Genomic DNA, 26,754 nt, shown 5'->3' on the forward strand with positions numbered 1-26,754 from the left:
GATGGTTAGTGAATAGTGTAAAAACTAATTTGGTTTAGTTGCAGATACCACCAATTTGATACCGTGATTCGCCACAACCCAGGCGATATCCCCGGCCTGTAATGCATCACTCGACTCGGCGTCCCACTGCACGCCGTTAAGCACCACTCGGCCAGCGCCTTGGGTAAAATCAGTATGTACGTTAACGCGGCTACCAATATCGTCCGCAAAACGTGAAGGTTGTTCATTGCTGTCCGCCGTATATCCAACAAACCAGCGCTTAAAATGACCGCGCGTGCTGAATAACAACACTAAAGACAACACACCAAACAACATAAATTGTATGCTGTAACTTTCTATTACCCCTATATTAAGTAGCAAGCCGACGATAATGGCTGCAATACCAAAAAATACCGCCACGATACTGGTCGCCATTAATTCAGACAAAATCAGTACAATACCAACGATAATCCACAGGGTAGCAATATTCACTTAATTTGCTCCTTAACAATTGTTATGCTGTACATTAACTTAAGGCATACAAAGTGGTCAATGCAAACTGCATTGGGCTGGCATTAGATAAGCTGTTGGTAACCGAATGAGATTTTTACTGCGGGCACTGTTTTATACGCTATTACTCTACGTAAGTTATTTACTGTTAACCGGCTTAATTCGCAAAGATGCACCTTTACCTCAGGTGTTAGAGCGCTATGCCGAGGCTACGGTAAAGCAGTATTTATGCACGTTACCCATTAGTTGGCGTATCGGTGAACTGGACCCGGCATTTGCCCTAACCCTGGAGCAGGCAGAGGATGCCGCCATGCTAGCGGCTGCGCAGTGGAATAACGCCTTTGGTATAGAGGTGTTCCGCTATGACAATATTGAAGGTTTCCCCATTAATTTTGCTTACGACGAACGCCAGCAACATCTGCTACAACAGGCGCTGTTACAACGTAATTTACAGCGTTACGACAGTAACATTAATCAGCGGTTAGAGAATTTGCAGCATCAACATGCGCGCTTGCAACAACAACAAACGCAGTTCGCCCGTGACAACCAGCAGTTTGCGGCAGATATCGCTGCCTTTGAACGCAAGGCGCAATATGCAAGCGCAGCCAACCGCAGCGCTTTGCAACGTGAGCAACAGCAGTTGAATGCACGTCAGCAACAATTACAGCAAAAAGCCGAAGAACTTAATGCAAAACAACAGCAGTTGGTACGTGAACAAGACTATGTCAACGATACTGTAGCAGATCGGAATGCCCTTTTGTCGCAACAGCCCGCAACCGACGTTGCCGCCGAAGTGGGCCTAATGGAAATACGGGGTAAACAGCGCACTATGACTATTTTTGCATATAAAACATTGGTTGATCTGCAGCTGACCATGGCACATGAATTTGGCCATGCATTAGGTGTAGGCCATACCGATAGCCCGGCATCGGTGATGCATTTTGCTTTAAACACGCAACAAAGTGAACTAACGGTAGACGACATTCAAGCTGTTAGCCATCAATGTGACTTGCAGCCACAATGATGGTAATCGCCTTAAACAGCCTTAAATAACTTCTGCTCTAATGTCTGGCCTTTCGTTAAATTACGATAGCGCCAGCCGTTAGCCGCCAGGCATTGTAAAACCGCCAAGTCAAAATCCGTGTTTTGCTGCACGCTATAACATAACACCAACTCTTTTTTCTGGCTGGCGTTAATACTTACCAAACCAGGCAGCTGGCTCAGCGCCTGGGTTACTGCTGCGGCATCATCCTGCTCTAATTGCAGCGTCAAATATTGTTGCTGAGAATCAGTTTCGCCGCTGGCTTGAGTTTGCAGTTGGCCATGTTCCAGATAAAGCACCTTATTACACAGCTGTTCAAGTTCAAAGATATTGTGCGAGCTAATCATAAAGCTGACGTCGCCACTTAAACGGCTAATAAGTTGACGAATATGTAGCGCATTTACCGGGTCTAAGCCCGCAGTGGGTTCATCCAGCAATACCAACTCTGGCTGACCAATAAACGCCTGTGCTATGGCAGCACGTTTGCGCATGCCGTGACTAAGCGCTCCGGCTTTATGTTGCACCTGCTCGCTTAGCTCAACCAGTGCCAGTACCCGCAATGTTTCGGCACGGGCAGCTTTATTGCTTAACCCTTGCAAGCGGCCAAAAAAATCGAGCTGCTCACCAATACTAAACGCAGGATCAAATTGCGCATCTTGGGGCAATGCCGAAACCTTGCCAAATAAGGCGTCGCTACCAGCGCGGTGGCCGAGCAAACTTACGCTGCCGCTATCAGGCTTTAAATAACCACATAAAATACTAAATAAGGTGGTTTTACCGGCGCCATTTGGCCCAATAAGTGCCGCAACGTCACCCTTTTCCAACTCAAAACTCAGTTGCTTTAATACCTGTTTGCTGCCGTAGCTTTTTGTCAGAGCCTGACATTGAACAATCGCATTCATAGCATTTTCCTTTTCAATATCACAGTCGCCAAACCTAACAACACTATGGTTTGCACTAGCGGCAACACAGCATGTTGCAAGGTTTGCCAACCTTGTAATGGCAACAACTGCAATACCTGCGTACCGGGCAGATAGCCCAACAAAAACAGAAAATCAGGAAAGTAAAATACAAACCAGCTTAACATGGCAAATAACAAACCCAGACTAACGATAGCAAGGCTTACGGCAAGTCGGGACGAGCGCACCAAGGCTGAAAAACAGCTCATTAACGCGGTAAACGGCAACAATACAATGAACAAATTTACAGCAATCACCAAAGCTGCACTGAGCACAGCGAGACTAATACCGCCTTCACGCCACATCGCTAACGACAGCGTTGCGGCTAAAGATAGTAAGATTAGACAACTTTGCACCAGCATTTGGCCACTAAACCGCCCTAGAACAATACTCAACCGGCTGGAGCGCAGAGCCAGAAAACGCAGTGTGCCGCGTTCTATATCGCTGCATAATTGGTTCGCAGTAAAAAACAGGCTAAATAGCGGCAGTAATAACAAACTCACCGCCCAATACACGGCAAGTTCCGGTGCCGGCCAGGCAAATAACTGCGTTAAACCAGAGTCACCAAAAATACTACGAAAAAACTGTTGAAAACCATCATTGGCAATAAGCTCGCTGGCGGGTGCTATGGCATAGCGCAATAAGAAAAACCAGATCATAGTGGTTGCAGCCAATGTCATAAGGCCACGTCGGGTAAGCCAAAGTCGGCGTAGTTCAAAGCCGGCATAAAGCTGGCTATGGTGCAGGGTAAATCCCAATGTTGTCATAGTGTAAATCCCTATAGGATAAAGTGCCGTGAGGCTCGATTTATCAAAGCCTGAGCTGAGGATGCAGAGACAATGCCAAATTTTAAGCTATTGTTTTTAATATCTTATTATCTAATTAACCATTTGCATACTACTAAAGCATCGCCAAATTAACCACTTATTAGCCGATAACCCCATACGCAGCTAAGCTGGCGTACCTTTAACCCCAAGAGTGACAAAAATTTTATATATTATCGCATGCGGTTACATAGTAAATGCCTGCAACAGCAAGTTTAATTTTGGGTGCAATAGCTCACGTTGCGTTGTGACAATATAAAAGTTTTCATACACTTGCGGCAGTGTCAGGTATTTCTGCAAGCGGCCATTTTTTAGCTCATCTTTTACCACTACTTCAGGCATTACGGTTAAGGCGCCACTGTCTCGCACCAACAACCGTAGCATGGCCATGTCGTCCGCTTCTGCTACTACCTCAGGTTGCAATTGAAATTGGGCGGCTAGTGCATCAAACGCGGTACGGATAGGGCTTTGCGAAGGTGGAAGTACCCAGCGTTGCCGCTGATATCCCTGATTTAAGCTTTGCGCAGCTTCAATACCGGCAGGTCCAATAATAGATACAGGCTGGCGTGCCAACAGCCTGCACTGCCACAACTGGTTGTCATGCCCCTGCACGATGATATTAGTTAGCGCTAAATCAAGCTGATGCTGGGCCAAGGCATTTAATAGGGCCGGCTGATCCATCGATAACAAGGTGTATCTTGCATCGGGCATGGTGAGCAATGGTGCAATAAAACTTTCAATAAAGTTACGTGACATGGTGGATAACACGCCAATTCGAATAGGGCTATGCTCCGGTTGTAGCCCTTGCATTAACAAATGCTCCAGTTCGGCCCCGCGACTAAAAATATCTTCCGCATATTTCAGCGTTTGATATCCACTATCGGTTAGTAGCAGTTTACGACCTTCACGATGAAATAGCGTCACCTCCATACTCTGTTCTAACTGCTTAATTTGCGATGACAGCGCCGACTGTGAAATGTGCAGCAATTCAGCAGTTCGGGTCAAATTACCCTGCTTTGCCACCTGCCAGAAATAATACAAATGATGGTAGTTTAATCGGCCCATTGTTCACTTTTAAAGAACGATTTCTAGTTAATAATGTATTTTACTTAATATAGGTTGCTTATCACAATGACGCCAGCAAAACTAATTGGAGATACGCAATGCAAGAATTGCTGGTTCTAACCCCGTTAAACTCCCTGTTACTCATATTGGTTATGTTATTGGCAGTGGTTATTTGGCGCTACAGTGCTACTGCATTACATGCAGAAGCAGATAAACCGCGTTTTATGCGAGCGTTAGCGACAACGTTTAGCGCTGTTATTTTTACCTTGCTCAGCAATCACTTATTACTTTTCTGGTTTGGCTGGGTACTTATAAGCTTTAGTTTGCAACAGTTACTGCTGTTTTATCCGCAACGACCGCGCGCCCAGTTAGCCGCGCACAAAAAAGCGCTTAGTGCGCGTTGCGGCGAATTATTGTTAGCGCTGGCGTTTATGCTGCTTTATGCCGAGTACGACACCGCTAACATCACTGCGTTAATTCAGCTTATTGCAACACAAACAACGCTAAGCCTAACCGGTCACATTGCCGCGATGTTGCTGGTATTAGTTGCTTTGCTTAAATGCGCCCAATTACCCTTACATGGCTGGTTGATACATGTTGTTGAAGCCCCAACGCCAGTATCGGCGCTACTGCATGCTGGCATTATTAACCTTGGTGGCATCTTATTACTTACGTTTGCACCATTATTAAGCCTTAGTATGCCCGCGGCCAGCCTGTTGTTGGTGGCGGCAACATTGAGCACAGTGTTAGCGGCGCTTATTATGACAACCCGGATCAGTATAAAAGTACGTTTGGCATGGTCTACGGTGGCACAAATGGGCTTAATGCTGGTAGAAATTGCGTTAGGTTTCTATACCTTAGCATTACTGCATTTACTGGCGCATTCTTGCTATAAAGCTTATGCCTTCTTACATAGCGGCAATGCCGTTAATCATTATCTGGCGGCGCAGCTGGCACAACCGGTTATACCGCATCTACGCCATTGGTTTGCTTCACTAAGTCTGGCAGCGGGGTTAATCGGTATCACTCATTTACTGGTCATCCCCTTTGTAAACCTGAGTAGTGCGTTGTTACTGATCTTGGCGATTAGCGTATTACTACTCCCGGCGCTTACCCGGACTGATAGCCGCCGCCCTGTACGATTGTTAATAGCTAATGGCTGCGCAATACTGCTTTTAGCCATTTACCTTGCTGGTAAAACCTTACTGCAGTATATAGCGCCAGCCGATAATGCCTTATCGATGGTAGCGGATTTGTTTGCCAGCCTGGCGTTTTTAAGTCTGTTTGCTCTGGCATTGCTCTTGCGTTATCACGCCCAGCGCAGTGCCGTGAACCGGCTTTTTATTTGGCTCAATGCCGGTGGCTATCTGGATGAGTGGGCTACGCGGGTCACGCTAAAACTTTGGCCATTTACCCCGCAACCAACAAAGAAAAACACCGAATTAACCCCAGTGGAGACAGTGAAATGAGCGCAGTATTAAGCACATCGGCCCCTGTAAACCATAGCCTGGCGCTACTAGTTGCCAACGCTGCCAGCCAAATTGCACCTGTGTGGCCGCTGGATCAAGCTATTGCAGTAAACCCCTGGTGGCCTAAGCGCGCAAACGCCTTTGCTAGTGTCTGTGCAGAGCAACAGCTATTGGCGGGAACAGATTGTTTAATGAGCGCCAACTGGTACTTGTCACAATGGCAGCAGCAAATAAGTGCAATACACTTGCAACAAGCGTTGGATGAATCCCACTCCTCATTAAGTCAGGATGAAGCTGTTGCTGCACTTCGACATCAACACACATTACCTCGCTGGAAAAGACTCTGCGAACTACTCACCGAACATAGCAAAGACAACGACACACTGCCGTGGCAACAGCTTATTTTACAACAGCTAAGCCAGTTCCTTGCGCTGTATCATCAATATCCAGAACGTTTCGCTGTTGCCACTGACAGTCCTGATCATTTGTATCAAAGCTGGTTAAGTGTCGTTCGGCAAGACAAAGGGCTTCGCGTACTTACCGGCACTAACCTGTTACCACTGTTTGATACACTGCCTGACTGCAAAAACACACTTCTTGCAGAATTAGAAAACTGGTTAACACAATGGTGCCCTAGCGAACAATCGCGACTGGCGTATTTAGAAGCGCTTCTACAAAGCATATCCGGCTGGGCAGGTTGGCAAAGCTGGCTTGACTGGCAAAAACAACTGCAAGGCGAACACGGACATAAAGCCGTATGCCAGTTGCTTTACATGCTACTTGGCTGGGATTGGGTGCTGTGGCAATTTAGCTGCCGCCAACCTAACGTCGTCAAACCTATACTGGCCGAGCTACAACAGCAAGCAGAGCAATACCATGCCATGCAGCAGCACACTAAGCAGCTACTAAGCGCTCGCCAGCTATGGCAGCGTGCGCTAGAGATCAGTGTGCAAACCCCGTTACTGCGCCAGTTACAACAAGCTCAACAACAGTTACAACCTGAATTAAGTAAAAGTAGTGGCACAGCCTCAACACCTGTATTGCAAGCGGCATTTTGCATAGATGTGCGCTCTGAGCCTATGCGTCGGGCATTGGAGAAACAGCATCCCGCCATCCAGACACTGGGCTTTGCCGGCTTTTTTGGCTTGCCCCTGGCGTATCAGGCACCTGACAGCACGCTTACCCGGCCACAGTTACCAGGCTTGTTTGCACCGGCTATCACCGTGACACAAATACGCCCTGAGCCAGCAACACTGACCCGTCAACCTCTTTTAGGTTGGAAGCAAAGTTTTGATACCGCCTCATCCAGCCTTGGCATGGTAGAAGCCGCAGGGCCAGTTAAACTTATTAGTTTGATTAAAAAAGCCTTTTTCCGTCCAGCACCACACCATGCATTAAATAAGCATCTTGATGACAGTCCGTGGCAGCTAATAAAGCAAAACCAAGCCCTAAGCATTGAAGAACAAGCAGAGCTTTGCGCTGCCATTTTATCGGCAATGGGCCTGAAGCTAAATCTGGCACCGACAGTGCTGTTGTTTGGACACGGTAGTCAAAGCTGTAACAACCCCCACGCCGCGGCATTGGATTGCGGTGCCTGCGGCGGCCAAACCGGCGAAGTTAATGTCAAGGTATTAGCACAGCTACTGAATGATAGCCAAGTGCGCACTGCGCTGGCGCAACATCACAACATCGTGATACCAGCAGAAACGCGCTTTTATGGCGCAATGCACCATACAACAACTGATGCACTGCAGGTGTTTCAAGCGCCGGAGCAGACAGAGTGGCTTAGCTGGCTTGACGCTGCCAGCAAACAAGCACGGACTCAACGTGCAACACAATTCTCTGATGCTCCACAGCAAGCGTCTGGCTTAGCCGCTTTTTTCGCTAATCGCAGCCGCGATTGGGCACAACTGCGACCAGAGTGGGGCCTGGCGAATAACGCCGCCTTTGTGGTTGCCCCCAGAGAGCTTACTCAAACATTAGATTTACAGGGCCGCTGTTTCTTGCACGATTACAATGCCGACAACGACACTGACTTTGCCTTATTAAACACCATTATGACCGCGCCAATGGTAGTCACCAACTGGATTAACCTGCAGTACTATGCCTCAGTTGTGGCGCCGGAAAAATACGGCAGCGGGAATAAATTACTGCACAATGTGGTGGGCGGGCATATTGGTGTGTTTGAAGGAAACGGCGGTGATTTACGAAATGGCCTCTCCTGGCAATCAGTACATGACGGGCAAAAGTTGCGTCATCAGCCTGTGCGACTGAGTGTCATTATTGCTGCTCCCGCCCGTGCCATTAGCGATATTATTGCTAAAGCGCCTGATGTTGCAGCACTCGTCAATAATCAGTGGTTGTGGCTATTCCAGCTTGATGCCAACGGCCAATTACAGCAATGGCAGCCACAAGGTTGGCAGCAGGTTAAACTATGACCCAGCACGTCGCCTTGTTAACACAACATCATAAAGCCGGGTTTATTGCCCCAGCTATGCAGGAACTTGATTGGCAAATAAGCACAATAGCGTGTTTTGATACTGACTTACTGGGTAGCTTTGCCGGCGAACACGCGCGCTTTATGGCGCCGCATGAATGTGCGTTTCGAAAAGCGGCGCTGGCGGCTGATTTATCAGGCTTGGCTATTGGCTTGGGCAGTGAGGGAAGTTACTCCGCAGGCCCTTATGGTCTGGGCACAGTTAATCTGGAGCTGTTATGCTGCATTAATGTAGAGCAAGGTTGGGCGGTGACCGGGCGCTATTACGCACCATCTCGCGCTCAGCAATGGCATATTGCCAGCGAAGAAGCGTTACAACAGGCCATTGCACAAGTGTGCCCTGGCCAGCATGTGTTAATACAACAGGAAGATGAGTTTGCCAAGGGCTTAACGCCTACGCAAGCGCTGCGCCTCGCGCCTGCTATGCTGAAACAAGGCCCGTTAGAACTGCGTTATGACTTGCGGGCGCATCTTAGCCCTGAGCGACAACAGCATATTCTGCTAGCAGCCGAGGATCTTGTCCGGCGAATGAATAGCACTTGCCCCAAATGCCATACGCCAGGTTTTGTGCCTGACATTACAATACCCGGTTTACCGTGCGAAGCCTGTGGTGCGGCAACCCGATTGATACTGCAACATCAGGCAGTTTGCCAACGCTGCGAATATCAACAGCTGTACCAGGCAAAACAGCCTTTTGCCAACCCTCAATATTGCCCGGAGTGTAATCCATGAATACATTACTGCTGGACGCTAATATACCTGCCGATGTGGATTTATCTGCTGACTTATTACAGGCGGGTAAACTTGTAGCCGTGCCAACTGAAACGGTTTACGGCTTGGCGGCTGACGCCACCAACCCGGATGCTGTCAGGGCAATTTTTACCGCGAAAGGTCGTCCGGAAAATCACCCGCTTATTGTGCATGTGGCAAATAAAACGGCCTTACCGCGCTGGGCAAAAAACATTGGTGTTGAGGCTTACGCCCTGGTGGAAGCTTTCTGGCCGGGTCCGCTTACCTTGTTGCTCCACAAAGCGGACCATGTTTCTAGTGTCATAAGCGGCGGTTTAAATACCATTGGATTACGCATGCCCTCACATCCGGCGTTGTTGTCGCTATTGCAAAGACATGATTTAGCTTTAGCAGCGCCGTCTGCCAATCCCTATAAAAAACTTAGCCCAACTTCAGCACAGCAAGTAATGGCGGGGATGCAGGGTAAAATAAGCGCTGTACTTGACGGTGGTGTTTGTCAGTTTGGCCTGGAATCAACCATTTTAGATATGACAGGAGTCAAACCAACAATAGTGCGGGCGGGTCCTATTTCAGCGCAGGCTATTGCCAAGGTTATTGGCCGCCCAGTTGAGCAACCACGCCATCATAATGCCGTAGTGCCAGGCAATGTTAAGGCACATTACCAGCCAGAAAAGCCGTTATTATGCTTTAGTCGGGAAGAACTGCTGTTACATTTGCCATTGCTGGATCATAACATCGCCTTACTGCATGTTTCTGCGTTGCCAGAAACGACAAAAGCCTATCGATTTGCGATGCCTGCCGAGCCCGTCGAGTATGCCCATCGATTGTATCAAACCTTGTTTACTGCCGACCAACAACATGTTGACGCCATTTGGTGCGAGCTTCCTCCAACAGGCGATGCTTGGTTAGCGGTGCATGACAGGTTGTGCCGGGCGGCTTATAGCCCATCTTAACCGGCTAGTTTTGGGCTGCCACTATCTTAATTTCAATTTTCCAGCTTGGGTCTGCCAGCGCGGCTTGCACGGTCGCGCGGGCAGGTGCACAACCGGCAGCTACCCAATTGTCCCATGCTAAATTCATCGCTGGGTAGTCTGCCATATCGGCTAGATAAATAGTGGCATCTACCAATTTAGTTTTATCGCTACCACACTGCGCCAGCAATGCATCAACTTGCGCCAATACATTTTCAGTTTGTAAGGTAGCGTCGGCACTGGTTGTTTCTGGCACCATACCGGCACAAAATATTAAGCCGTTAACAATCACGGCTTCGGAATAACGGGCTGCGGGAAGAATGCGTTGAATTGTCATGTTTTACTCCTAACTAAGATCGTCTCAGGCTAACCTGAAGTAACGTCAATAACCAGTCGGAGCAGTGTAGCTTGGTTTAAAATGAAGATGAAAAAAGACACGCTGTTGGGATGAAAACAGCGTGCCAAAAGTGGTGGAAAACCACCGGTCCTTGGAGATGAAACTCAGTTAAATAAATAATAAGCCGTTTGTTTACCCGAACTAAAATCAATTAAATCATACTGTTGCATTTGTGGAATGGCTTTGTGGATCTGGCTTTCAATGGCATCTAACTGCTCCAGGTTGGCGCACATCGCCTCACCGCGTTGCTCAAGCAGCTGGCTTTTCACTTCCATACGTTCAGATAAATCATCGCCAAAGCGTTCCATCCGCTCGCCAAAGGCTTCCATACGTTGCTCAAAGTTACCTTCACCACTGCTGATTGCTTTACCTACCAGCATCAGAATACTGCCCATTGAACTGGTTACAGCTTCTTCAATTGCCTGCTCAAACTCTTCGCCAAAGGCATTGTCGATACTGTCAAAGCGGCTACCGTAAATATCAATGGTGTCACCGTGGCGCACCACGATGCTTTCGGTACCGGTTTTAATTTTTTCCAGGGCGTTTTGCAACGCTGGATGGCTATCTAAAGAATCGCCGGTAAGTTCAGTTAGCACAGAATTTACGGCATCAGCTGCCAGCACCAAGGCATCTTCTACCAACGCCACTGTTTCCAACGTTTGATGGCGGATACCTGCCTGATAGTCACGTAACAAACGCTGAGTCGCACGGTCTGTATTAACCGCTTTACCATCCAGCCATAATTCACCGTCACTATTGATACGCCACCGTTCAGTGCCGGCATCAGTCATTTTGACCTGCTCACTGCTAATAGACATGTCTTTATCAAAGTTAACGTTGCAGCTGTGTTGTTCATGCGCCATAACAGCACCGCTGATACTGGTTAAAGCGAAACCGGTCGCAATAAGTAATGTTTTCATGTTGTCTATCCTTCAGGCTTATGGCCGTTGCTAAGTACAGCTTTGCTATTACAAACTTGATGCCAAAATTTAAGTTATTGTTATTTATCTATAAAAACAAAAACGGCTAAGGTTGGCCTTAATGCAGTTCGCAATATTCACTATTTTTTAGTCATTTACGCCTATATAAAAAGTGTTATTTATTAACGCCAACAGGGGTTTTAATTACTTATTGGAATAAAGAAGAGAGATCCATTCTTTTACTGGTATACATATAGACGGCTAAAATGTTAGCAATATTAGTGTGCAGGGTATTTTATGCTTTTATCTTCATTAGTGGCTCAGGCCAGTCCTTTGTCTGAGCAGCAGGTAAGCCAACTGCAGGGTTTGGTCAGTCAGTTGAACCCGATTCAACAAGCCTGGGTTAGTGGCTATCTGGCAGCTAGCGCTCAGCTTGCTGGTCAGGGTGCTGGCGCACCAGTGCAAGCGGCGGCCAGTGCTAACCTGACGATTTTGTTTGGTTCACAAACCGGTAATGCGCGTCATGTAGCAGAAGCTATTGCCAAACAAGCACAAGGCAAGGGCATCGTCGCTAATGTCGTTGATATGGCGGATTATAAAACCACCCAGCTAAAGAACGAACAGTATCTGGTTATCGTGACTTCAACCTATGGCGAAGGTGAACCACCGGAAAATGCCATCGGTTTGCACAATTTCTTATTTAGCAAAAAAGCGCCCAAGCTTACCGGCTTAAAATATGCCGTGCTGGGGCTGGGTGACACCAGTTATGAGTTTTTCTGTAAAACAGCACAAGATTTTGACCAACGCTTAGCTGAACTTGGCGCGACATCGGTGCATGCGCGAGCAGATTTAGATGTTGATTATCAGGCACAAGCTGATAGCTGGAGTAACGAGGTTATTGCAAAGCTGGAGCCAGAGTTAACAGCGACTACCGCACCATCTGCTCAGGTTATTGCCTGGCCGGGAAGTGATACCACCGTAGGTACTGCCAGCCAGTACAGTAAGCAAGCGCCTTTTGCTGCTGAACTGTATACCAACCAGAAAATTACCGGCCGCGATTCAGCTAAAGACGTGCGTCATATTGAAATTTCACTGGCGGGCTCAGGTTTAACTTATCAGCCGGGTGATGCCTTAGGTGTGTATTTCAGCAATGACCCGGCACTGGTCCGTGAACTGCTATTATTAACCGCTATTGCCCGCGATACGCCAGTGCAACTGGGCGGCGAAACCTTAACCGTAGAGCAGGCTTTAACAGAGCAGCTGGAGCTTACTCAGTCGTATCCGGCATTTGTCGAAAAATACGCTAGCGCAACCAACAACGCCACACTTAGCAAGCTGGCTGCTGACAAAGCTGAACTGCGCACTTATATCGGCGAACGACAAATTGTCGATATTGTCCGCGATTATCCGGGTTTACTCAGTGCACAGCAATTAGTTGATGCGCTGCGCAAACAACAGCCACGGCTATACTCTATAGCCTCGTCCCAGGCCGAAGTTGAAGATGAAGTGCATTTAACCGTTGCTGTTGTGCGCTACGATGCCTATGGCACAGGGCATTTAGGTGGTGCATCTGGCTTCTTAGCAGAACGCTTAGCCGAAGGCGACAAAGTGAAGGTGTTTGTTGAGCACAATAATAATTTCCGCCTGCCGGCAAGTAATGACACGCCAGTCATTATGATAGGCCCGGGCACAGGTATCGCCCCGTTTCGGGCATTTTTGCAACAGCGCGATGCTAGTGGTGCTCAGGGTAAAAACTGGCTGTTTTTTGGTAACCCGCACTTTACCCAGGATTTTTTGTACCAGTTAGAGCTGCAAAATTACTTAAAACGCGGTGTACTGAGCAAACTGGATGTCGCCTTTAGCCGTGATCAGGCAGCAAAGGTGTATGTACAAGACAAGTTACGTAAAAATGGTGCCGAAATATGGCAATGGCTGCAGCAAGGTGCACACCTGTATATTTGTGGTGACGCCAACAAGATGGCAAAGGATGTTCAGCAAGCACTGCTTGATATCGTGCAGCAATACGGCAACCACACAGCAGAGCAGGCGCAAAAGTATTTAGATGAGCTGCGCATTGCAAAACGTTTTCAGAAGGACGTGTATTAATGAGTCAGTATCCAATTAATCCAGATTTAGTGGCACCGGGTGCACTGTCGGATAACGAACGCTTAAAAGCCGACAGCGACCACCTGCGCGGCACCATTACCACGGATCTGCAGGATGAGATTACCGGTGGTTTTACCGGCGATAACTTTATGTTAATTCGCTTCCATGGCATGTATCAGCAAGACGACCGTGATATTCGCGCAGAGCGCACGGCACAAAAGCTAGAGCCCCTGCACAACGTGATGCTACGCGCCCGTATGCCGGGCGGCATTATTACGCCACAGCAATGGCTGGCGATAGACAAATTTGCCGCCGACAACACCATGTATGGCAGTATCCGTTTAACTACACGCCAGACTTTTCAGTTTCATGGTGTGTTAAAGCCGCATGTCAAACCCATGCATCAGTTTTTGCATAGTATCGGCATTGACTCTATCGCCACCGCTGGTGACGTAAACCGCAACGTGCTGTGTACCTCAAACCCGGTAGAGTCAGAGCTGCATCAGCAAGCCTATGAATGGGCGGCAAAAATCAGTGAGCATTTATTGCCGAAAACGCGTGCCTATGCCGAAATCTGGCTGGATGACGAAAAAATTGAAACGACCGAAGTAGAACCTATATTGGGCGATAACTACCTGCCGCGTAAGTTCAAAACTGCGGTAGTGATACCGCCGCATAACGATATTGATGTGCATGCCAACGATTTAAGCTTCGTCGCTGTGGCCGAAAACGGCAAGCTAGTTGGTTTTAACGTATTGGTTGGTGCAGGCTTAGCCATGACCTGGGGCGATACTGCTACCTACCCGCGTATGGCTGACGATTTAGGTTATGTATCACTTGAGCACACATTAAAAGTGGCTGAACATGTGGTTACCGTGCAACGTGATTATGGCAACCGCTCAAATCGCAAAAATGCAAAAACCAAATACACTATCGACCGCATTGGCATCGACGCCTTTCGTGCTGAAGTTGAAGCGCGCACTGGCGTGGCTTTTGAGCCAGTCAAACCCTATAACTTTACCAGCCGGGGCGATCGTATTGGCTGGGTAGAGGGTGTCGACGGCAAGCAACATTTAACGCTGTTTATTGAAAATGGCCGCGTGCTGGATTTCCCTAATAAACCGTTAAAAACCGGTTTAGCAAAAATTGCCGCCATCCATCAGGGTGACTTACGCATGACGGCAAACCAAAATCTGATTATCGCCGGGGTACCTGCGGCACAAAAAGCCGAAATTGATGCCATTGCCCGTGCCCACGGTTTAATTGATGACAGCCATAGCGAGCAGCGTAAAAACTCTATGGCATGTGTCTCGTTCCCAACTTGTCCATTAGCGATGGCCGAAGCCGAGCGCTATTTACCCGAGCTGGTAACCAAAACCGAAGACTTATTGGCAAAACATAACCTGGCCGATGAGCATATCGTACTGCGTGTGACCGGCTGTCCCAACGGTTGTGGCCGTGCCATGCTAGCCGAAGTAGGTTTAGTTGGCCGTGGGCCAGGTAAGTACAACCTGTATTTAGGCGGTAACCGCGAAGGTACCCGTATTCCACGTCTGTTGCTGGATAACGTCGGCGAAGCCGATATCCTTGGCACACTGGATGGCCTTATCGGCCGCTGGGCCGCTGAGCGCAGCAATAGCAGCGAGGGCTTTGGTGATTTCGTCATAAGGGCTGGCGTAATAGCGCCGGTAGTGGTGCCAAAAGATGACTTCCACAGCTAAACAGGTTAGTGCGGTGACAAGCGCAAGCAAGTTTCGTAGCATTCTTAAGCAAGATGCCGCCACGCAGCAAGCGTGGTTGGTTGAGGCCAATCAGCTGCTAGCGGGTTTCACAGCTGCAGAACGTGTACGCTGGGCACTGGACAATCTGCCAGCAAGCCCAATACTCAGCTCCAGCTTTGGCATTCAGGCCGCAGTAATGCTGCATTTGGTGACACAGCAACAGCCCGATATACCGGTGGTATTAACCGACACCGGTTATTTATTTCCGGAAACCTATCAGTTTGTAGAACAGTTAACTGAGCAGCTGTCACTAAATTTGAAAGTGTATCGCGCCACCCTAAGCCCTGCCTGGCAAGAGGCGCGGTTTGGGCAGCTTTGGCAAACACCTGAAGGCATTAAGCAATATAATCAGCTAAATAAAGTAGAGCCGATGCAGCGTGCGCTGGCAGAACTCAATGTTGGCAGCTGGTTTACCGGTTTACGTCGCAGCCAAAGCAGTACCCGGGCAGAAAAAGCAGTACTGGAGATAAGCCGCGGCGTGGTAAAAATACAGCCAATTATTGATTGGACAAACAAAGACGTTTTTTACTACTTAAAAGAGCACGGCTTAAGCTACCACCCCTTGTGGGAGCAAGGCTATGTTTCAGTGGGTGATACGCACTCTACCCGCAAGCTGGAACTCGGTATGAGTGAAGAAGACACCCGCTTTAACGGCTTTGGCCGTGAATGTGGCTTGCATATGGATGGCGATGGCATTTGAAACTGGCTTGCCCGATTAAATAGCAGGAATGCCACTGCCGTTTAACCGGAGGTTTTAGGCCGCTTCCACCATAGTACCAGGCCTGGCAACTGTCACTGATATCACTGCATGCTGCAGCATGGTGGGCACAATATACTGCAGATGCACATATTTAATTAACCTCAAATACCACCTGCCCAAAGCATTATTACATTTAACTTTGGTTGCCAGACTAACCCGAATAAAGCCATTTTTTTGGTCTTGTACTGCAACCGATGAACGAAACCGCAGATGCTTGTCATCCGCACCAAGAATAACCTCTGCCGTATTGCTTTGTTGATCACAGTGTTGCTGTAAAACAGCAAAACGTTTCGCGAAAAGCTGCGCTGGCGCATCAGACAATAGCGACGATACCGGGCAACCCAGCGGCGACGTCCTCCAACCAAAAGGCTTAACCAATATATTTCGGGTCATCATAAATGCTGTTACCCCCAAAGCGGGCTGAGTAATAAACGCGTCTAATATATGTTCCAGCAACAACGCGCTATTGGTTGACGGTGCATCACACACTTTTATATCGATGCTAAAACAGTCTTCATGCTCACATTCCTCACGGTAAAATTGTTGTAGTAAAGAATTAGCGGGAGTTGAACGCTTTACGGCTTTAAACGCTTTATTAATACTTAAAAAGCCCCGCCCGGCAAACCGAGTAAAATAACCTTTAAAACTTCCCATAAAGGCTCTGAACCTACTGCAAAAATGCTGTTGTAAAGTATTTGCGGGGGCATTAAATGACAGCGTCGTAGTAGGTACCTGTAACGTAGCTAAGTAGCTGTGTGACACAAGCGCGTTAATCGAATCAGGTAACAGCGTTGTTAAGCTTGGGATACTGGCATCATTTTCAATAATTTTGTTTTGTAGCTCAGTATTTTCGATACCACTTAATTCGTTGCTATGGCAGGAAATAGCAAACAGTGCCGGATGGGCAGTATTTGGCTGTAGCGGTACGAATTGATGCCATACCATCCCGGGGAACCTCACCACAAACAGACAGTCTGGTGGAATATTTACCACATGCATAGCACGGAAAAATGCGCTTGGATCCGCCGTAAATACGGCTTCAGACGCGGTTGAAAAACGCAGTTGTGTGCCTACACTGCCAGACATTGCCGTGAATATGCGATGACCCGCATGACAATGAAATGGGTGCCCTTTAGCACCAACAGAAAACGAATAAAATGACGTTGCATCTCCTTTGTTGAAGTCTGTACCGCCCAGCTTGGCCGAGGGCTCATCTAAGTCATCCACATATTTAGCATGTGCCGTTTGACGTTTGCTACTTAGTTGCACAAGCTGCGTGCCAGCACCAGGCGCTAATTGAGAAAGTAGCACTACCTCTATCGGTAAACGGTCACTACAAGATGTGATAGTGGCGGTTGGGAAGGTATCAGTTGCTTCAATAGTAGACACGTTTATACTCCTTAAGTCATACAATGTTACTCAGCAGCAAAAACAAACTGCTGGTATCAAACTTGGCACACTGTTAGAATATTACACAATTAACTAATTAGCTAAATATATTCATGGAAATTGATTATGTTTTTGAGGCGTTAGCCTCAACACCTCGGCGTAAAATTTTAGCGTACCTGTCTGAGGCTACCCTTACTGCAGGCGAAATCGCAGCGCGCTTTGACATGAGTAAACCGGCGCTGTCAAAACACCTGAAGATACTCGAACAGGCAAAACTGATTAGCAGTGAACGCAAAGGTCAGTTTATTGAATACCGCCTGGCCGATAAGAATATGATGGTCAGCCTGACCAATATGCTGGCAACGTTTTGCCCTGTGGGAAGTGGATTAAAAAAAGAGAGCACGGCAATAGCTCGCAATAAAGACAAGACCACTAAACAAGAGTGAAGAAGACACCCGCTTTAACGGCTTTGGCCGTGAATGCGGCCTGCGTATGGATGGCGATGGTATTTAATGCCTGTGAATGAATCAAATCGATTGCCACTTTTGCTGTATCTCTGCCATAGTCTGTATTTCGAAACTTAGTCAGAGGGACCTTGGCATTATGAGTATGCGGTTATGCAGCGCGATACTTAACATTTTGCTGTTGTCCTTTGTGGCGTGTGCCGAGCACCTTACGTTATATACCGAGCATTTTCCGCCATATAGCTATGTAAAAAGCGATACTGTTACTGGCTTAAATACCGAATTAGTCCGCCTAACTTGTGAAAAAGCGCAATTGCAATGTGACTTTGTGCTGTACCCCTGGTTACGGGCTTATGAGGCGGCGACAAAAAATCCACAAGGCGCGCTTTATTCCACCTCCCGTAATCCATTGCGAGAACCCTTATTTAAGTGGGTTGGTCCGCTAGCGCAATATGGCAAAACTGTTGATGTTGTAGAACCGATGGTTGATTTGTCGGTAGTCGGTGCAAATTATCTAGCATTAAACCTGGCGCTGCCTGATACGCTGGTGCAAAAGCTACAAACAGCATTGGATCAGCTTTATGCCAGCGGTGAGTATCAACGACTTACTGAACAATATCTTAAACCCTGAAGTGTTGTCTTATATCATGTTGTTTGCTTGAGAAATGCCAAAAAACCCCCATCTAGTGGTTGGAGTCGAATTCACTACATTACGCTTAATCATAAAAAGCGATTAATTTGATTTGTTTTATTCGTTTTGACAAAAGATGCATGCACGTTAAACTGCATAGCGTTGAAACACGAACTGTTAACTAACCTAAAGGAGCAAGACTATGTCTTCTATTATCAATACTAAAGTTAAGCCGTTTAAAGCGACTGCCTTCCATCAGGGTAAATTTGTTCCTGTTTCTGATCAGGATTTAGCCGGCAAATGGGCTGTAGTATGTTTTTACCCAGCCGACTTCACGTTCGTATGTCCAACTGAACTGGGCGATCTGGCTGATTTCTACCCTAAGTTCCAGGAAATCGGTGTTGAAGTTTACTCAGTATCAACTGACACGCATTTTACACATAAAGCGTGGCACGATGCGTCTGATACCATCAAGAAAATTAACTACCCAATGATCGGTGACCCAACAGGCACTATCACTCGCAACTTTGGCGTGATGATTGAAGAAGATGGTCTGGCACTGCGTGGTACTTTCGTGATTAACCCAGAAGGCGAAATCAAAGTTGCTGAAATTCACGACTTAGGTATTGGCCGTAGTGCTGCAGAACTTTTCCGTAAAGTACAGGCTGCACAGTATGTTGCAAACCACGACGGCGAAGTATGCCCAGCTAAATGGACTCCGGGTGAAGCGACATTAGCACCATCACTGGATCTGGTTGGTAAAATCTAACGTTGATGCAAACTGCAGGCAACTGCAGTGCCGGAAGCGGCAAACAGCTCCTCTTTTAAGAAGCTGTTTCCAGCTTCCCCACTGCTAACACCTTTGTTTGCACGGGCTGGTATTACACCAGCCCGACCTTAGCGGCTGACTTTTTTTCGCACTATCTGAATTATCTAAACCGGAGTCATTATGTTAGATACTAACCTGAAGCAACAATTAAAAACCTATCTGCAGAACCTGAAAACGCAGGTTGAACTGGTGGTATCTTTAGACGATAGCGCCAAGGCCGCAGAAGTTAACGCTCTGGCAAGCGACATTGCCGAATTGTCTGATTTAGTGTCATTGCGTCGCGATGACAATGCCCTGAGCCGTAAACCGGCAATGCTGGTGCGCTCGGTCGCTAACGACACCCACATTACCTTTGCTGGTGTTCCGCTGGGCCATGAATTCACCTCTTTAGTACTGGCACTGCTGCACTCTGGTGGCCACCCCATTAAGGTTGAGGCCGACACCATTGAGCAAATTCGTCAGTTACAAGGCAGCTTCGCCTTTGAGACCTATGTGTCATTAAGCTGCCAAACCTGCCCGGAAGTGGTGCAGGCATTAAATATTATGTCGGCAATTAACCCCGGCATTACCAACGTGATGATTGACGGCGCCATGTTTCAGCAAGAAGTCGCCGACAAAAACATTATGGCCGTGCCTTCGGTTTACTTAAATGGTGAGCTGTTCTCACAAGGCGCTATCACGCTGGAAAAAATCATTCAGAAACTGGATGTCAACGCAGAAAAACGCCAGGCCGAAGCGCTGAAAAACAAGGCTGACTTCGATGTATTAGTGGTTGGCGGTGGCCCTGCAGGTGCGGCTGCATCTATTTATGCCGCGCGTAAAGGCTTAAATACCGGCATTGTAGCTGAACGTTTTGGTGGCCAGGTAGCTGATACTGTTGGCATTGAAAACTTTATTTCGGTGCAGTACACCGAAGGGCCAAAATTAGTCAATAGTTTAGAAGCGCATGTGCGTGAGTACAACGTTGATATTATGAATAACCAGCGTGCAGTTAAGCTAAATAAAGCCGGTAAGGTTGAACTTGAACTGCAAAACGGCGCGGTACTAAAAAGTAAAACCGTGATTTTAAGCCCCGGTGCACGTTGGAGAGAAATGAACGTACCTGGCGAGCAAGAATATCGCGGCAAAGGCGTAGCTTACTGCCCACACTGTGACGGCCCGTTGTTTAAAGGTAAAAAGGTTGCCGTAATAGGTGGCGGTAATTCTGGCATTGAAGCGGCTATCGACTTAGCCGGTATTGTGGAGCACGTTACCGTCTTGGAATTTGCCGCTGAATTACGTGCCGATGCGGTACTGGTGAAAAAAGCCAATTCAATGGGCAATATTACTATTATTACCGAAGCACAAAGCACAGAAGTCACCGGCGATGGTAGCAAAGTAAATGGTATTAACTATACTGACCGTAAGACCGGTAATAAGCACCATATTGAGCTGGCCGGTATTTTTGTTCAAATTGGTTTAGTACCCAACACAGAATGGTTACGCGGTGCTGTAGAGCTATCGCCACGCGGAGAGATCATTGTGGATGAACGCGGCCAAACTTCTGTACCGGGTGTATTTGCCGCTGGTGATGCGACAACCGCACCCTTCAAGCAAATTATTATTGCCATGGGCTCGGGTGCCAATGCCGCGTTAGGCGCTTTTGATTATATGATTCGAAACTAATTACCACGTTACAACGTACAAAATTACAGCGTTTTCATTCTCCACTCTCTGAGTTTTACGGCAACTTCGGTTGCCGTTTTTTTTGCCTCGACTTCAGCATTACTTATTACAATACTGTTATTAATTCCTTTTAGTTATATCTGAGCGTAATTAACTATTTTATAAAAGCCATACGGACGGCTATTCTGCGCATCGTAAACTAACCTTTTAAACCAGCGACCTTATGGCAGGAGCTTGTGTGCAGTACTTACCCCTTTTCGTTAAGCTAACCGATAAACCTGTGCTCATAGTGGGTGGCGGCTCGGTGGCGTTGCGTAAAGCTGGTACCTTGCTTAGCGCAGGCGCCAAGTTGCATGTGGTATCACCGGAGTTTGCACCGGAGTTTATTGCCTGGCAACATGAAGGCAAAGCTGAACTGATTAACGGCTACTTTAAGCCAACAATGTTGGATGGCAAGCTGCTGGTGATTGCCGCTACAGACAATGATGCAGTAAATGCTGCCGTGTATGACGCTGCTACAGCGCGCAATATGTTGGTTAATACTGTTGACGACCAACCCAAATGTGGTTTCATCTTCCCGTCGATTATCGACCGCAGCCCCATTATTATGGCGATTTCCAGCTTTGGTACCGCCCCTGTATTGGCCAGGCGTTTGCGAGAAAAACTTGAAGTATTGCTACCGCATCATCTGGGCCCGTTGGCTCAGTTAGTTGGCCGTTTTCGTGATCAGGTAAAGGCTAAAATTAGTGGCTTTGCTGCACGCAGACAGTTTTGGGAAAAAGTATTTGATTCAGACGTCGTGCGCGATGTGCAAGCCAATCAATTACCACAGGCAGAGCAACGTTTGCTGCAATTACTGGACGAACCGCAGCAACAGGCCGGTGAAGTCTATGTCGTGGGCGCTGGCCCGGGTGATCCGGAATTGCTTACGCTAAAAGCGCTGCAGCTAATGCAGCAAGCTGATGTCGTGGTCTATGACTATCTGGTGTCGCCGCAAATTATGGAGCTAGTGCGCCGCGATGCTGAGCGTATTTGCGTCGGTAAAAAAGCCGGTGATCATTCGGTGCCGCAGCAAGATACAAATCAGTTATTAGTTGATTTAGCACTAGCCGGCAAAAAAGTCTGCCGGTTAAAAGGTGGCGACCCGTTTATTTTTGGTCGGGGTGGTGAAGAAATACAGGCGCTTATTCCGCATAATATTGCCTTTCAGGTAGTACCAGGTGTAACAGCAGCCGCAGGTTGTGCCGCCTATGCCGGTATACCGCTAACCCATCGTGACCATGCGCAAAGTGTGCAATTTATTACCGGGCATTGCCGCCCAGACGGTACTGAGCCAGACTGGTACAGTATGAGCAAAGCAAATCAAACGCTGGTTATCTATATGGGCCTGATGAAGGCAGCACACATTCAACAGCAACTGATAGATGCGGGGCGCAGCGGCAACACACCGGTGGCCATTATTGAAAATGGTACCCGGCGCGAACAACGCATTATTACCGGCACGCTACAGCAATTAGCTGAACTGGTAAGCCAGCATCAGATAAACTCACCAGCACTGTTGGTGATTGGCGAAGTGGTAAGTTTACAACACGATTTACATTGGTTTGGTCAGCGCCCGCAAGTGCCAGTGTTTGGCCAAACCCTGACCCGGATGGAGTGAGGATTAATAGATGTCTGAATTAGCCAGTGCTTTATCGCACTTACAGCAGCTGGAAGCTGAAAGTATTCATATTTTCCGCGAAGTAGCGGCAGAATTTAAAAAGCCCGTCATGCTGTACTCTATCGGCAAAGACTCGTCAGTATTGTTGCATTTGGCGCGTAAAGCCTTTGCACCGGGTAACATTCCCTTTCCGCTGTTACACGTGGATACTAATTGGAAGTTTCGTGAGATGATTGCGTTTCGCGATCGCTTAGCCAAAGAATACAACTTTGAGCTGTTGGTGCACAAAAACCCCGAAGGGTTGGCTATGAACATTAGCCCGTTCGAACATGGTAGTGCTAAACACACTGACATTATGAAAACCCAAAGCTTAAAACAGGCGTTAAATAAATACGGCTTTGACGCGGCTTTTGGCGGCGCACGACGCGACGAAGAAAAGTCCCGGGCTAAAGAGCGGGTGTACTCGTTTCGTGATAAACACCATCGCTGGGATCCGAAAAATCAACGTCCTGAGCTGTGGAACCTATATAACGGTGCCATTAACGAAGGCGAAAGTATAAGGGTGTTTCCGCTGTCTAACTGGACCGAGCTGGATATCTGGTTATACATTTTGCAAGAAAAAATCGACATAGTGCCGCTGTATTTGGCCAAACATCGCCCGGTAGTAGAACGCAACGGTAGCTTAATCATGGTAGATGACGAGCGTATGCCGCTGGAGCCCGGCGAAACACCCGAGCTTAAATCAGTACGATTTAGAACCTTAGGCTGTTACCCACTTACCGGCGCTATTGAATCTACCGCAGATACCTTAGAAGGCATCGTTGAAGAAATGCTGCGCGCCCGCACATCTGAACGTCAGGGCCGGGTAATTGACCAGGACCAATCTGGAATGGAATTGAAAAAACGCGAGGGCTATTTCTAATGTCATCAGTTAATGTAACCTCGTTAAACGAGCAATTAAACACCTTAGGTATAGTCGGTTATTTGCAGCAGCATCAGGATAAAGGCCTGCTACGGGTGCTTACCTGTGGCAGCGTGGATGACGGTAAAAGCACCTTAATAGGTCGTCTGTTGCACGACAGCCAGCAGTTGTATGATGATCAGCTGGACGCATTGAAACGCGACCACAAAGGCCGCAACAGCGAAGGCGAATTAGAACTGGCTATGTTGGTAGATGGCTTACAAGCTGAGCGCGAACAAGGTATTACCATTGATGTGGCGTACCGCTACTTCTCTACCACAGAGCGCAAGTTTATTTTGGCCGACACCCCTGGCCATGAACAATATACCCGTAATATGGCCACCGGTGCGTCAACTTCTGACGTGGCTATATTGCTGATAGATGCCCGTTATGGTGTACAAACACAAACCCGCCGTCATAGTTTTATCTGTTCACAACTGGGGATTAAACACCTTATTGTTGCAGTAAACAAAATGGATATCGTCGATTACAGCGAGCTGCGTTACAACGCGATAAAACAAGACGTGCAAGCACTAATGGCGCAGCTACAGGTACCCACCGTAGACGTGGTACCGATCAGTGCGTTAAAAGGCGAAAACATTTTAACCTTGTCCGCAAACATGCCGTGGTACACCGGTACAGCACTGTTGCCGTTACTGGAAACCTTGCCAATACCTTTGCGTGGCGGTGTGGGCACACGCTTCCCGGTGCAATATGTAAACCGGCCCGATCTGGATTTTCGTGGCTTTGCTGGCACCTTAGTCAGTGGTCGCTTAGCCGTAGGGCAAGCCGTAACCGCTTATCCGTCGGGTAAAAAAAGTACCATTAAACAAATTGTTAGCTTTGCTGGCGAACAAGCTGCCGCCATCGCCGGTCAGGCGGTTACCCTTACGCTTAATGATGAAATTGATATCAGCCGTGGCGACTGGCTGGTACCGTCTGATGAAACTGTAACGCTAACTAACCGGGCACTGGCTTATCTCGTGTGGTTTGATGAGCAACCATTGCAAACCGGACGCTTGTACGACTTAAAGCTGGCCACACGCAAAAGCAGTGTTTGCATTAACCGGTTAAATCATAAGGTAAACGTAAACACCTTGGCGCAAGAAGCGGCTGAACAGGTGACTATGAATGATATCGCTCTGGTCGAGCTGGAATTAACCGAAACCCAGCCGCTGGATACCTTTAAAAACCAGCCTGGTACCGGTAATTTTATTCTTGTTGACCGTTTAACCAATGCCACTGTGGCGGCGGGTTTAGTACAAAATGTACTGGCCGAAGAAAAAGCAGCAAGCGCGGATATCAGCGTGTTTGAGCAAGAACTTAATGCGCTGATCCGTAAGCACTTTCCGCACTGGGGTGCACGTGATGTGCGCGAGCTATTCAAGGGCGATAAGTAATGCACTATCAGCAGTATGGCGTAATCGTTCTACTTCTGGCGCTGGTAGCGGGGCTAATTTTTAGCAAACGCTCCCCGGCACTGTGGTTCGGTGGCGCCTTACTGCTGAGTTATCTGGTGGGCTGGTTGCCACTGGAAAAAGCCCTGCAAAACTTTGCCAATCCTTCGCTGGTCACACTGTTATTGCTGTTATTGGTGTCAATTGCGATTGAAAAGTCACAGCTGGTTACCTGGCTTAGCCAAGGTTTTCAGGGTAAACGACTAAGCAGCGTTATCGCGCGTTTAAGCTTGTCCAGTGCGTTGATGTCAGCCTTTATTAATAATACCGCCGTAGTGGCTACGTTAATGTCGTCGCTTCGTCATCATAACCATTTCGCCGCGTCTAAGCTGCTGTTACCGCTGTCTTACAGTGCTATTTTAGGTGGCATGCTTACACTCATTGGTACCTCAACCAACCTTATTGTTAACGGCTTTATTGAGCAAAGCGGCGAGCCGGTATTGGGCTTTTTTGACTTTACTTTATTGGGTGCTTTAGTGTTGGCAGCCGGAATAGTGGTGTTGATTATTGGCAGCCGCTGGCTACCCGATAACCGCCAACAAGACAGCGATGCCACACCATACTACCTGACAGCACACGTGCGCAGCGACAGCCAATTAATTGGTAAAAGTGTTGAGCAAAACCAGCTACGCGAACTGCAGGCGCTGTTTTTAGCTGAAATTCAACGCGGTAAAGAGCGCATTTGCCCGGTTACTCCCGAAACCGTTATTGAAGCTGGCGATGAGCTGCGCTTTGTCGGCGATATCGCTGCGGTAACCCGGCTACAACAATTCCCCGGTTTAGACTTACTACGACAAGACCAACAGCAAGGCGAACTACTTGAAGCAGTACTGAGCTACAGCTCGCGCCTGGTAGGTAAAAGCTTAAAACAACTGCGCTTTCGCCATGAATATGATGCCGTAGTCATTGCCGTCCGTCGTGGCCATGAACGGTTACAAGGGGGCTTGGGCGACTTAGTGCTGCATGCCGGTGATGTGCTGATATTGTCCGTCGGTAAACACTTCCCCGGCCAGCACCAGTTAAACCAGGAATTTGTCTATGTGAATGGTTTAAGTATTGCCCGGCCATTGTCGCAAAAACTGAGTAATTGGGTATTACTGGGCTTTTTAGCGGCGCTGAGTTTATCAATAGTCAATATTGTCCCGCTGATTAAAAGCTTGCCAGTCTTGCTATTAGCCTATGTCGCCATTGGCGCGGTCAATGTCAAAGAGTTAAAAAACCGCTTCCCACTGGAATTGTGGTTAATTGTTGGCTCTGCCATTGGTTTGGCCCAGTTAATGATACAAACCGGCGTGGCCGGCGCTATAGCAGAGGGCTTAATTACCCTGGTTGATGGCAGTGGTGCTTATGGTGCTTTAGTCGCCGTGTTTATTGCTACCTGGCTGTTTACCGAATTAGTAACCAACAATGCGGCAGCAGCGCTGACATTTCCCATAGCCTATGCCATAGCGCAAAGCCTGAGTGTGGATCCGGTACCCTTTTTTATGGCCGTCGCGTTTGGTGCCTCGGCCAGTTTTATTTCACCATTTGGCTATCAAACCAATTTAATGGTGTACTCAGCAGGCAATTATCAGTTAAAAGACTATCTTCGTTTAGGTATACCCATGGCACTAACATACAGCGCGGTAGTGCTGATTTTTTTGCCAATAATTTATCCGTTTAAGTGAT

Annotated in this window: 23 protein-coding genes; 16 read left to right on the forward strand and 7 right to left on the reverse strand. The window is 47.8% G+C overall.

Annotated features, from left to right (window positions below; all coding sequences use genetic code 11):
* Positions 1-24 precede the first annotated feature (24 nt).
* Complete coding sequence (locus ORJ00_RS12690; RefSeq protein ID WP_306126580.1) at positions 25-471, reverse strand: NfeD family protein; 447 nt, start codon at positions 469-471, stop codon at positions 25-27.
* Positions 472-577: 106 nt separating this feature from the next.
* Here ORJ00_RS12690 and ORJ00_RS12695 point away from each other — a divergent pair, with 106 nt between their 5' ends.
* Complete coding sequence (locus ORJ00_RS12695) at positions 578-1,513, forward strand: matrixin family metalloprotease (RefSeq protein WP_306136363.1); 936 nt, start codon at positions 578-580, stop codon at positions 1,511-1,513.
* Between the two features lie 11 nt (positions 1,514-1,524).
* On the opposite strand, the gene ORJ00_RS12700 is transcribed toward ORJ00_RS12695, so the two are convergent.
* From ORJ00_RS12700 to ORJ00_RS12710, 3 genes are all read right to left on the reverse strand, one after another.
* A complete protein-coding gene (locus tag ORJ00_RS12700) occupies positions 1,525-2,433 on the reverse strand; it encodes an ABC transporter ATP-binding protein (protein WP_305974004.1) in 909 nt (302 codons plus the stop codon).
* Positions 2,430-3,257 (reverse strand): ABC transporter permease subunit, encoded by an 828-nt coding sequence (locus tag ORJ00_RS12705; protein WP_306126578.1) that lies wholly within the window; start codon positions 3,255-3,257, stop codon positions 2,430-2,432. Before ORJ00_RS12705 ends, ORJ00_RS12700 begins: the two co-directional genes overlap by 4 nt.
* Before the next feature lie 243 nt (positions 3,258-3,500).
* Positions 3,501-4,379 carry a LysR family transcriptional regulator gene (locus tag ORJ00_RS12710; protein WP_306140033.1) on the reverse strand — a complete coding sequence of 293 codons (879 nt, stop codon included), beginning with the start codon at positions 4,377-4,379 and terminating at the stop codon, positions 3,501-3,503.
* Positions 4,380-4,477: 98 nt separating this feature from the next.
* Between ORJ00_RS12710 and ORJ00_RS12715 the strand changes: the two genes are divergently transcribed.
* From ORJ00_RS12715 to ORJ00_RS12730, 4 genes are read left to right on the forward strand one after another with little or no spacing between them, the layout of a single operon-like run.
* Positions 4,478-5,848 carry an NADH-quinone oxidoreductase subunit L gene (locus ORJ00_RS12715; protein WP_306140034.1) on the forward strand — a complete coding sequence of 457 codons (1,371 nt, stop codon included), beginning with the start codon at positions 4,478-4,480 and terminating at the stop codon, positions 5,846-5,848.
* Positions 5,845-8,286, forward strand: a complete 2,442-nt coding sequence (locus ORJ00_RS12720; protein WP_306140036.1) for a DUF2309 domain-containing protein — start codon at positions 5,845-5,847, stop codon at positions 8,284-8,286. The genes ORJ00_RS12715 and ORJ00_RS12720 overlap by 4 nt, the downstream gene beginning before the upstream one ends.
* Positions 8,283-9,077: a DUF6671 family protein gene (locus ORJ00_RS12725; protein ID WP_306140037.1), complete on the forward strand. Its 795-nt coding sequence runs from the start codon at positions 8,283-8,285 to the stop codon at positions 9,075-9,077. The genes ORJ00_RS12720 and ORJ00_RS12725 overlap by 4 nt, the downstream gene beginning before the upstream one ends.
* The gene (locus ORJ00_RS12730; protein ID WP_027669398.1) at positions 9,074-10,048 is read left to right on the forward strand and encodes an L-threonylcarbamoyladenylate synthase; all 975 of its coding nucleotides are present in this window, start codon (positions 9,074-9,076) and stop codon (positions 10,046-10,048) included. The genes ORJ00_RS12725 and ORJ00_RS12730 overlap by 4 nt, the downstream gene beginning before the upstream one ends.
* 4 nt (positions 10,049-10,052) lie before the next feature.
* Here ORJ00_RS12730 and ORJ00_RS12735 read toward each other — a convergent pair whose 3' ends face one another.
* Both ORJ00_RS12735 and ORJ00_RS12740 read right to left on the reverse strand, forming a co-directional pair.
* The gene (locus tag ORJ00_RS12735; protein WP_305973992.1) at positions 10,053-10,403 is read right to left on the reverse strand and encodes a RidA family protein; all 351 of its coding nucleotides are present in this window, start codon (positions 10,401-10,403) and stop codon (positions 10,053-10,055) included.
* Positions 10,404-10,567: 164 nt separating this feature from the next.
* Positions 10,568-11,383, reverse strand: coding sequence for a DUF2884 family protein (locus ORJ00_RS12740; protein WP_305973990.1), 816 nt, complete (start codon positions 11,381-11,383; stop codon positions 10,568-10,570).
* 297 nt (positions 11,384-11,680) lie between these two features.
* Between ORJ00_RS12740 and ORJ00_RS12745 the strand changes: the two genes are divergently transcribed.
* From ORJ00_RS12745 to ORJ00_RS12755, 3 genes are read left to right on the forward strand one after another with little or no spacing between them, the layout of a single operon-like run.
* Entirely contained in the window at positions 11,681-13,489 is a 1,809-nt protein-coding gene (locus ORJ00_RS12745) for an assimilatory sulfite reductase (NADPH) flavoprotein subunit (protein WP_027669401.1), read from the forward strand.
* Positions 13,489-15,210, forward strand: a complete 1,722-nt coding sequence (gene cysI / locus ORJ00_RS12750) for an assimilatory sulfite reductase (NADPH) hemoprotein subunit (RefSeq protein ID WP_305973986.1) — start codon at positions 13,489-13,491, stop codon at positions 15,208-15,210. The genes ORJ00_RS12745 and cysI overlap by 1 nt, the downstream gene beginning before the upstream one ends.
* Complete coding sequence (locus tag ORJ00_RS12755) at positions 15,194-15,970, forward strand: phosphoadenylyl-sulfate reductase (protein ID WP_306140038.1); 777 nt, start codon at positions 15,194-15,196, stop codon at positions 15,968-15,970. The genes cysI and ORJ00_RS12755 overlap by 17 nt, the downstream gene beginning before the upstream one ends.
* Before the next feature lie 54 nt (positions 15,971-16,024).
* On the opposite strand, the gene ORJ00_RS12760 is transcribed toward ORJ00_RS12755, so the two are convergent.
* Entirely contained in the window at positions 16,025-17,419 is a 1,395-nt protein-coding gene (locus ORJ00_RS12760) for a DUF2867 domain-containing protein (protein ID WP_051219679.1), read from the reverse strand.
* A gap of 113 nt (positions 17,420-17,532) precedes the next feature.
* Between ORJ00_RS12760 and ORJ00_RS12765 the strand changes: the two genes are divergently transcribed.
* From ORJ00_RS12765 to ORJ00_RS12800, 8 genes are all read left to right on the forward strand, one after another.
* A complete protein-coding gene (locus tag ORJ00_RS12765; RefSeq protein WP_306126573.1) occupies positions 17,533-17,865 on the forward strand; it encodes a metalloregulator ArsR/SmtB family transcription factor in 333 nt (110 codons plus the stop codon).
* Between the two features lie 157 nt (positions 17,866-18,022).
* Positions 18,023-18,514 carry a transporter substrate-binding domain-containing protein gene (locus tag ORJ00_RS12770; protein ID WP_306126570.1) on the forward strand — a complete coding sequence of 164 codons (492 nt, stop codon included), beginning with the start codon at positions 18,023-18,025 and terminating at the stop codon, positions 18,512-18,514.
* Between the two features lie 202 nt (positions 18,515-18,716).
* Entirely contained in the window at positions 18,717-19,283 is a 567-nt protein-coding gene (gene ahpC, locus ORJ00_RS12775) for an alkyl hydroperoxide reductase subunit C (protein WP_027669406.1), read from the forward strand.
* A 180-nt stretch (positions 19,284-19,463) separates the two neighbouring features.
* A complete protein-coding gene (gene ahpF / locus ORJ00_RS12780) occupies positions 19,464-21,008 on the forward strand; it encodes an alkyl hydroperoxide reductase subunit F (protein ID WP_027669407.1) in 1,545 nt (514 codons plus the stop codon).
* A 238-nt stretch (positions 21,009-21,246) separates the two neighbouring features.
* Complete coding sequence (cysG, locus tag ORJ00_RS12785) at positions 21,247-22,668, forward strand: siroheme synthase CysG (protein WP_306140039.1); 1,422 nt, start codon at positions 21,247-21,249, stop codon at positions 22,666-22,668.
* Positions 22,669-22,678: 10 nt separating this feature from the next.
* Positions 22,679-23,590 (forward strand): sulfate adenylyltransferase subunit CysD, encoded by a 912-nt coding sequence (cysD, locus tag ORJ00_RS12790; RefSeq protein ID WP_306140040.1) that lies wholly within the window; start codon positions 22,679-22,681, stop codon positions 23,588-23,590.
* Positions 23,590-25,029, forward strand: coding sequence for a sulfate adenylyltransferase subunit CysN (gene cysN / locus ORJ00_RS12795; protein WP_306136913.1), 1,440 nt, complete (start codon positions 23,590-23,592; stop codon positions 25,027-25,029). The genes cysD and cysN overlap by 1 nt, the downstream gene beginning before the upstream one ends.
* Entirely contained in the window at positions 25,029-26,753 is a 1,725-nt protein-coding gene (locus ORJ00_RS12800) for an SLC13 family permease (protein WP_027669411.1), read from the forward strand. The genes cysN and ORJ00_RS12800 overlap by 1 nt, the downstream gene beginning before the upstream one ends.
* The last annotated feature ends 1 nt before the right edge of the window (position 26,754 follow it).

The sequence above is a fragment of the Rheinheimera baltica genome (genome assembly GCF_030731985.1).
In the GTDB taxonomy this organism is placed as follows: Bacteria; Pseudomonadota; Gammaproteobacteria; order Enterobacterales; family Alteromonadaceae; genus Alishewanella; species Alishewanella baltica.

What these genes read in the sequence shown, in the direction of transcription:
- ORJ00_RS12695 (WP_306136363.1), top strand. Translation starts at nt 578, where the DNA reads ATGAGATTTTTACTGCGGGCACTGTTTTATACGCTATTACTCTACGTA.
- ORJ00_RS12700 (WP_305974004.1), bottom strand. Translation starts at nt 2,433, where the DNA reads ATGAATGCGATTGTTCAATGTCAGGCTCTGACAAAAAGCTACGGCAGC.
- ORJ00_RS12705 (WP_306126578.1), bottom strand. Translation starts at nt 3,257, where the DNA reads ATGACAACATTGGGATTTACCCTGCACCATAGCCAGCTTTATGCCGGC.
- ORJ00_RS12710 (WP_306140033.1), bottom strand. Translation starts at nt 4,379, where the DNA reads ATGGGCCGATTAAACTACCATCATTTGTATTATTTCTGGCAGGTGGCA.
- ORJ00_RS12715 (WP_306140034.1), top strand. Translation starts at nt 4,478, where the DNA reads ATGCAAGAATTGCTGGTTCTAACCCCGTTAAACTCCCTGTTACTCATA.
- ORJ00_RS12720 (WP_306140036.1), top strand. Translation starts at nt 5,845, where the DNA reads ATGAGCGCAGTATTAAGCACATCGGCCCCTGTAAACCATAGCCTGGCG.
- ORJ00_RS12725 (WP_306140037.1), top strand. Translation starts at nt 8,283, where the DNA reads ATGACCCAGCACGTCGCCTTGTTAACACAACATCATAAAGCCGGGTTT.
- ORJ00_RS12730 (WP_027669398.1), top strand. Translation starts at nt 9,074, where the DNA reads ATGAATACATTACTGCTGGACGCTAATATACCTGCCGATGTGGATTTA.
- ORJ00_RS12735 (WP_305973992.1), bottom strand. Translation starts at nt 10,403, where the DNA reads ATGACAATTCAACGCATTCTTCCCGCAGCCCGTTATTCCGAAGCCGTG.
- ORJ00_RS12740 (WP_305973990.1), bottom strand. Translation starts at nt 11,383, where the DNA reads ATGAAAACATTACTTATTGCGACCGGTTTCGCTTTAACCAGTATCAGC.
- ORJ00_RS12745 (WP_027669401.1), top strand. Translation starts at nt 11,681, where the DNA reads ATGCTTTTATCTTCATTAGTGGCTCAGGCCAGTCCTTTGTCTGAGCAG.
- cysI (WP_305973986.1), top strand. Translation starts at nt 13,489, where the DNA reads ATGAGTCAGTATCCAATTAATCCAGATTTAGTGGCACCGGGTGCACTG.
- ORJ00_RS12755 (WP_306140038.1), top strand. Translation starts at nt 15,194, where the DNA reads ATGACTTCCACAGCTAAACAGGTTAGTGCGGTGACAAGCGCAAGCAAG.
- ORJ00_RS12765 (WP_306126573.1), top strand. Translation starts at nt 17,533, where the DNA reads ATGGAAATTGATTATGTTTTTGAGGCGTTAGCCTCAACACCTCGGCGT.
- ORJ00_RS12770 (WP_306126570.1), top strand. Translation starts at nt 18,023, where the DNA reads ATGAGTATGCGGTTATGCAGCGCGATACTTAACATTTTGCTGTTGTCC.
- ahpC (WP_027669406.1), top strand. Translation starts at nt 18,717, where the DNA reads ATGTCTTCTATTATCAATACTAAAGTTAAGCCGTTTAAAGCGACTGCC.
- ahpF (WP_027669407.1), top strand. Translation starts at nt 19,464, where the DNA reads ATGTTAGATACTAACCTGAAGCAACAATTAAAAACCTATCTGCAGAAC.
- cysD (WP_306140040.1), top strand. Translation starts at nt 22,679, where the DNA reads ATGTCTGAATTAGCCAGTGCTTTATCGCACTTACAGCAGCTGGAAGCT.
- cysN (WP_306136913.1), top strand. Translation starts at nt 23,590, where the DNA reads ATGTCATCAGTTAATGTAACCTCGTTAAACGAGCAATTAAACACCTTA.
- ORJ00_RS12800 (WP_027669411.1), top strand. Translation starts at nt 25,029, where the DNA reads ATGCACTATCAGCAGTATGGCGTAATCGTTCTACTTCTGGCGCTGGTA.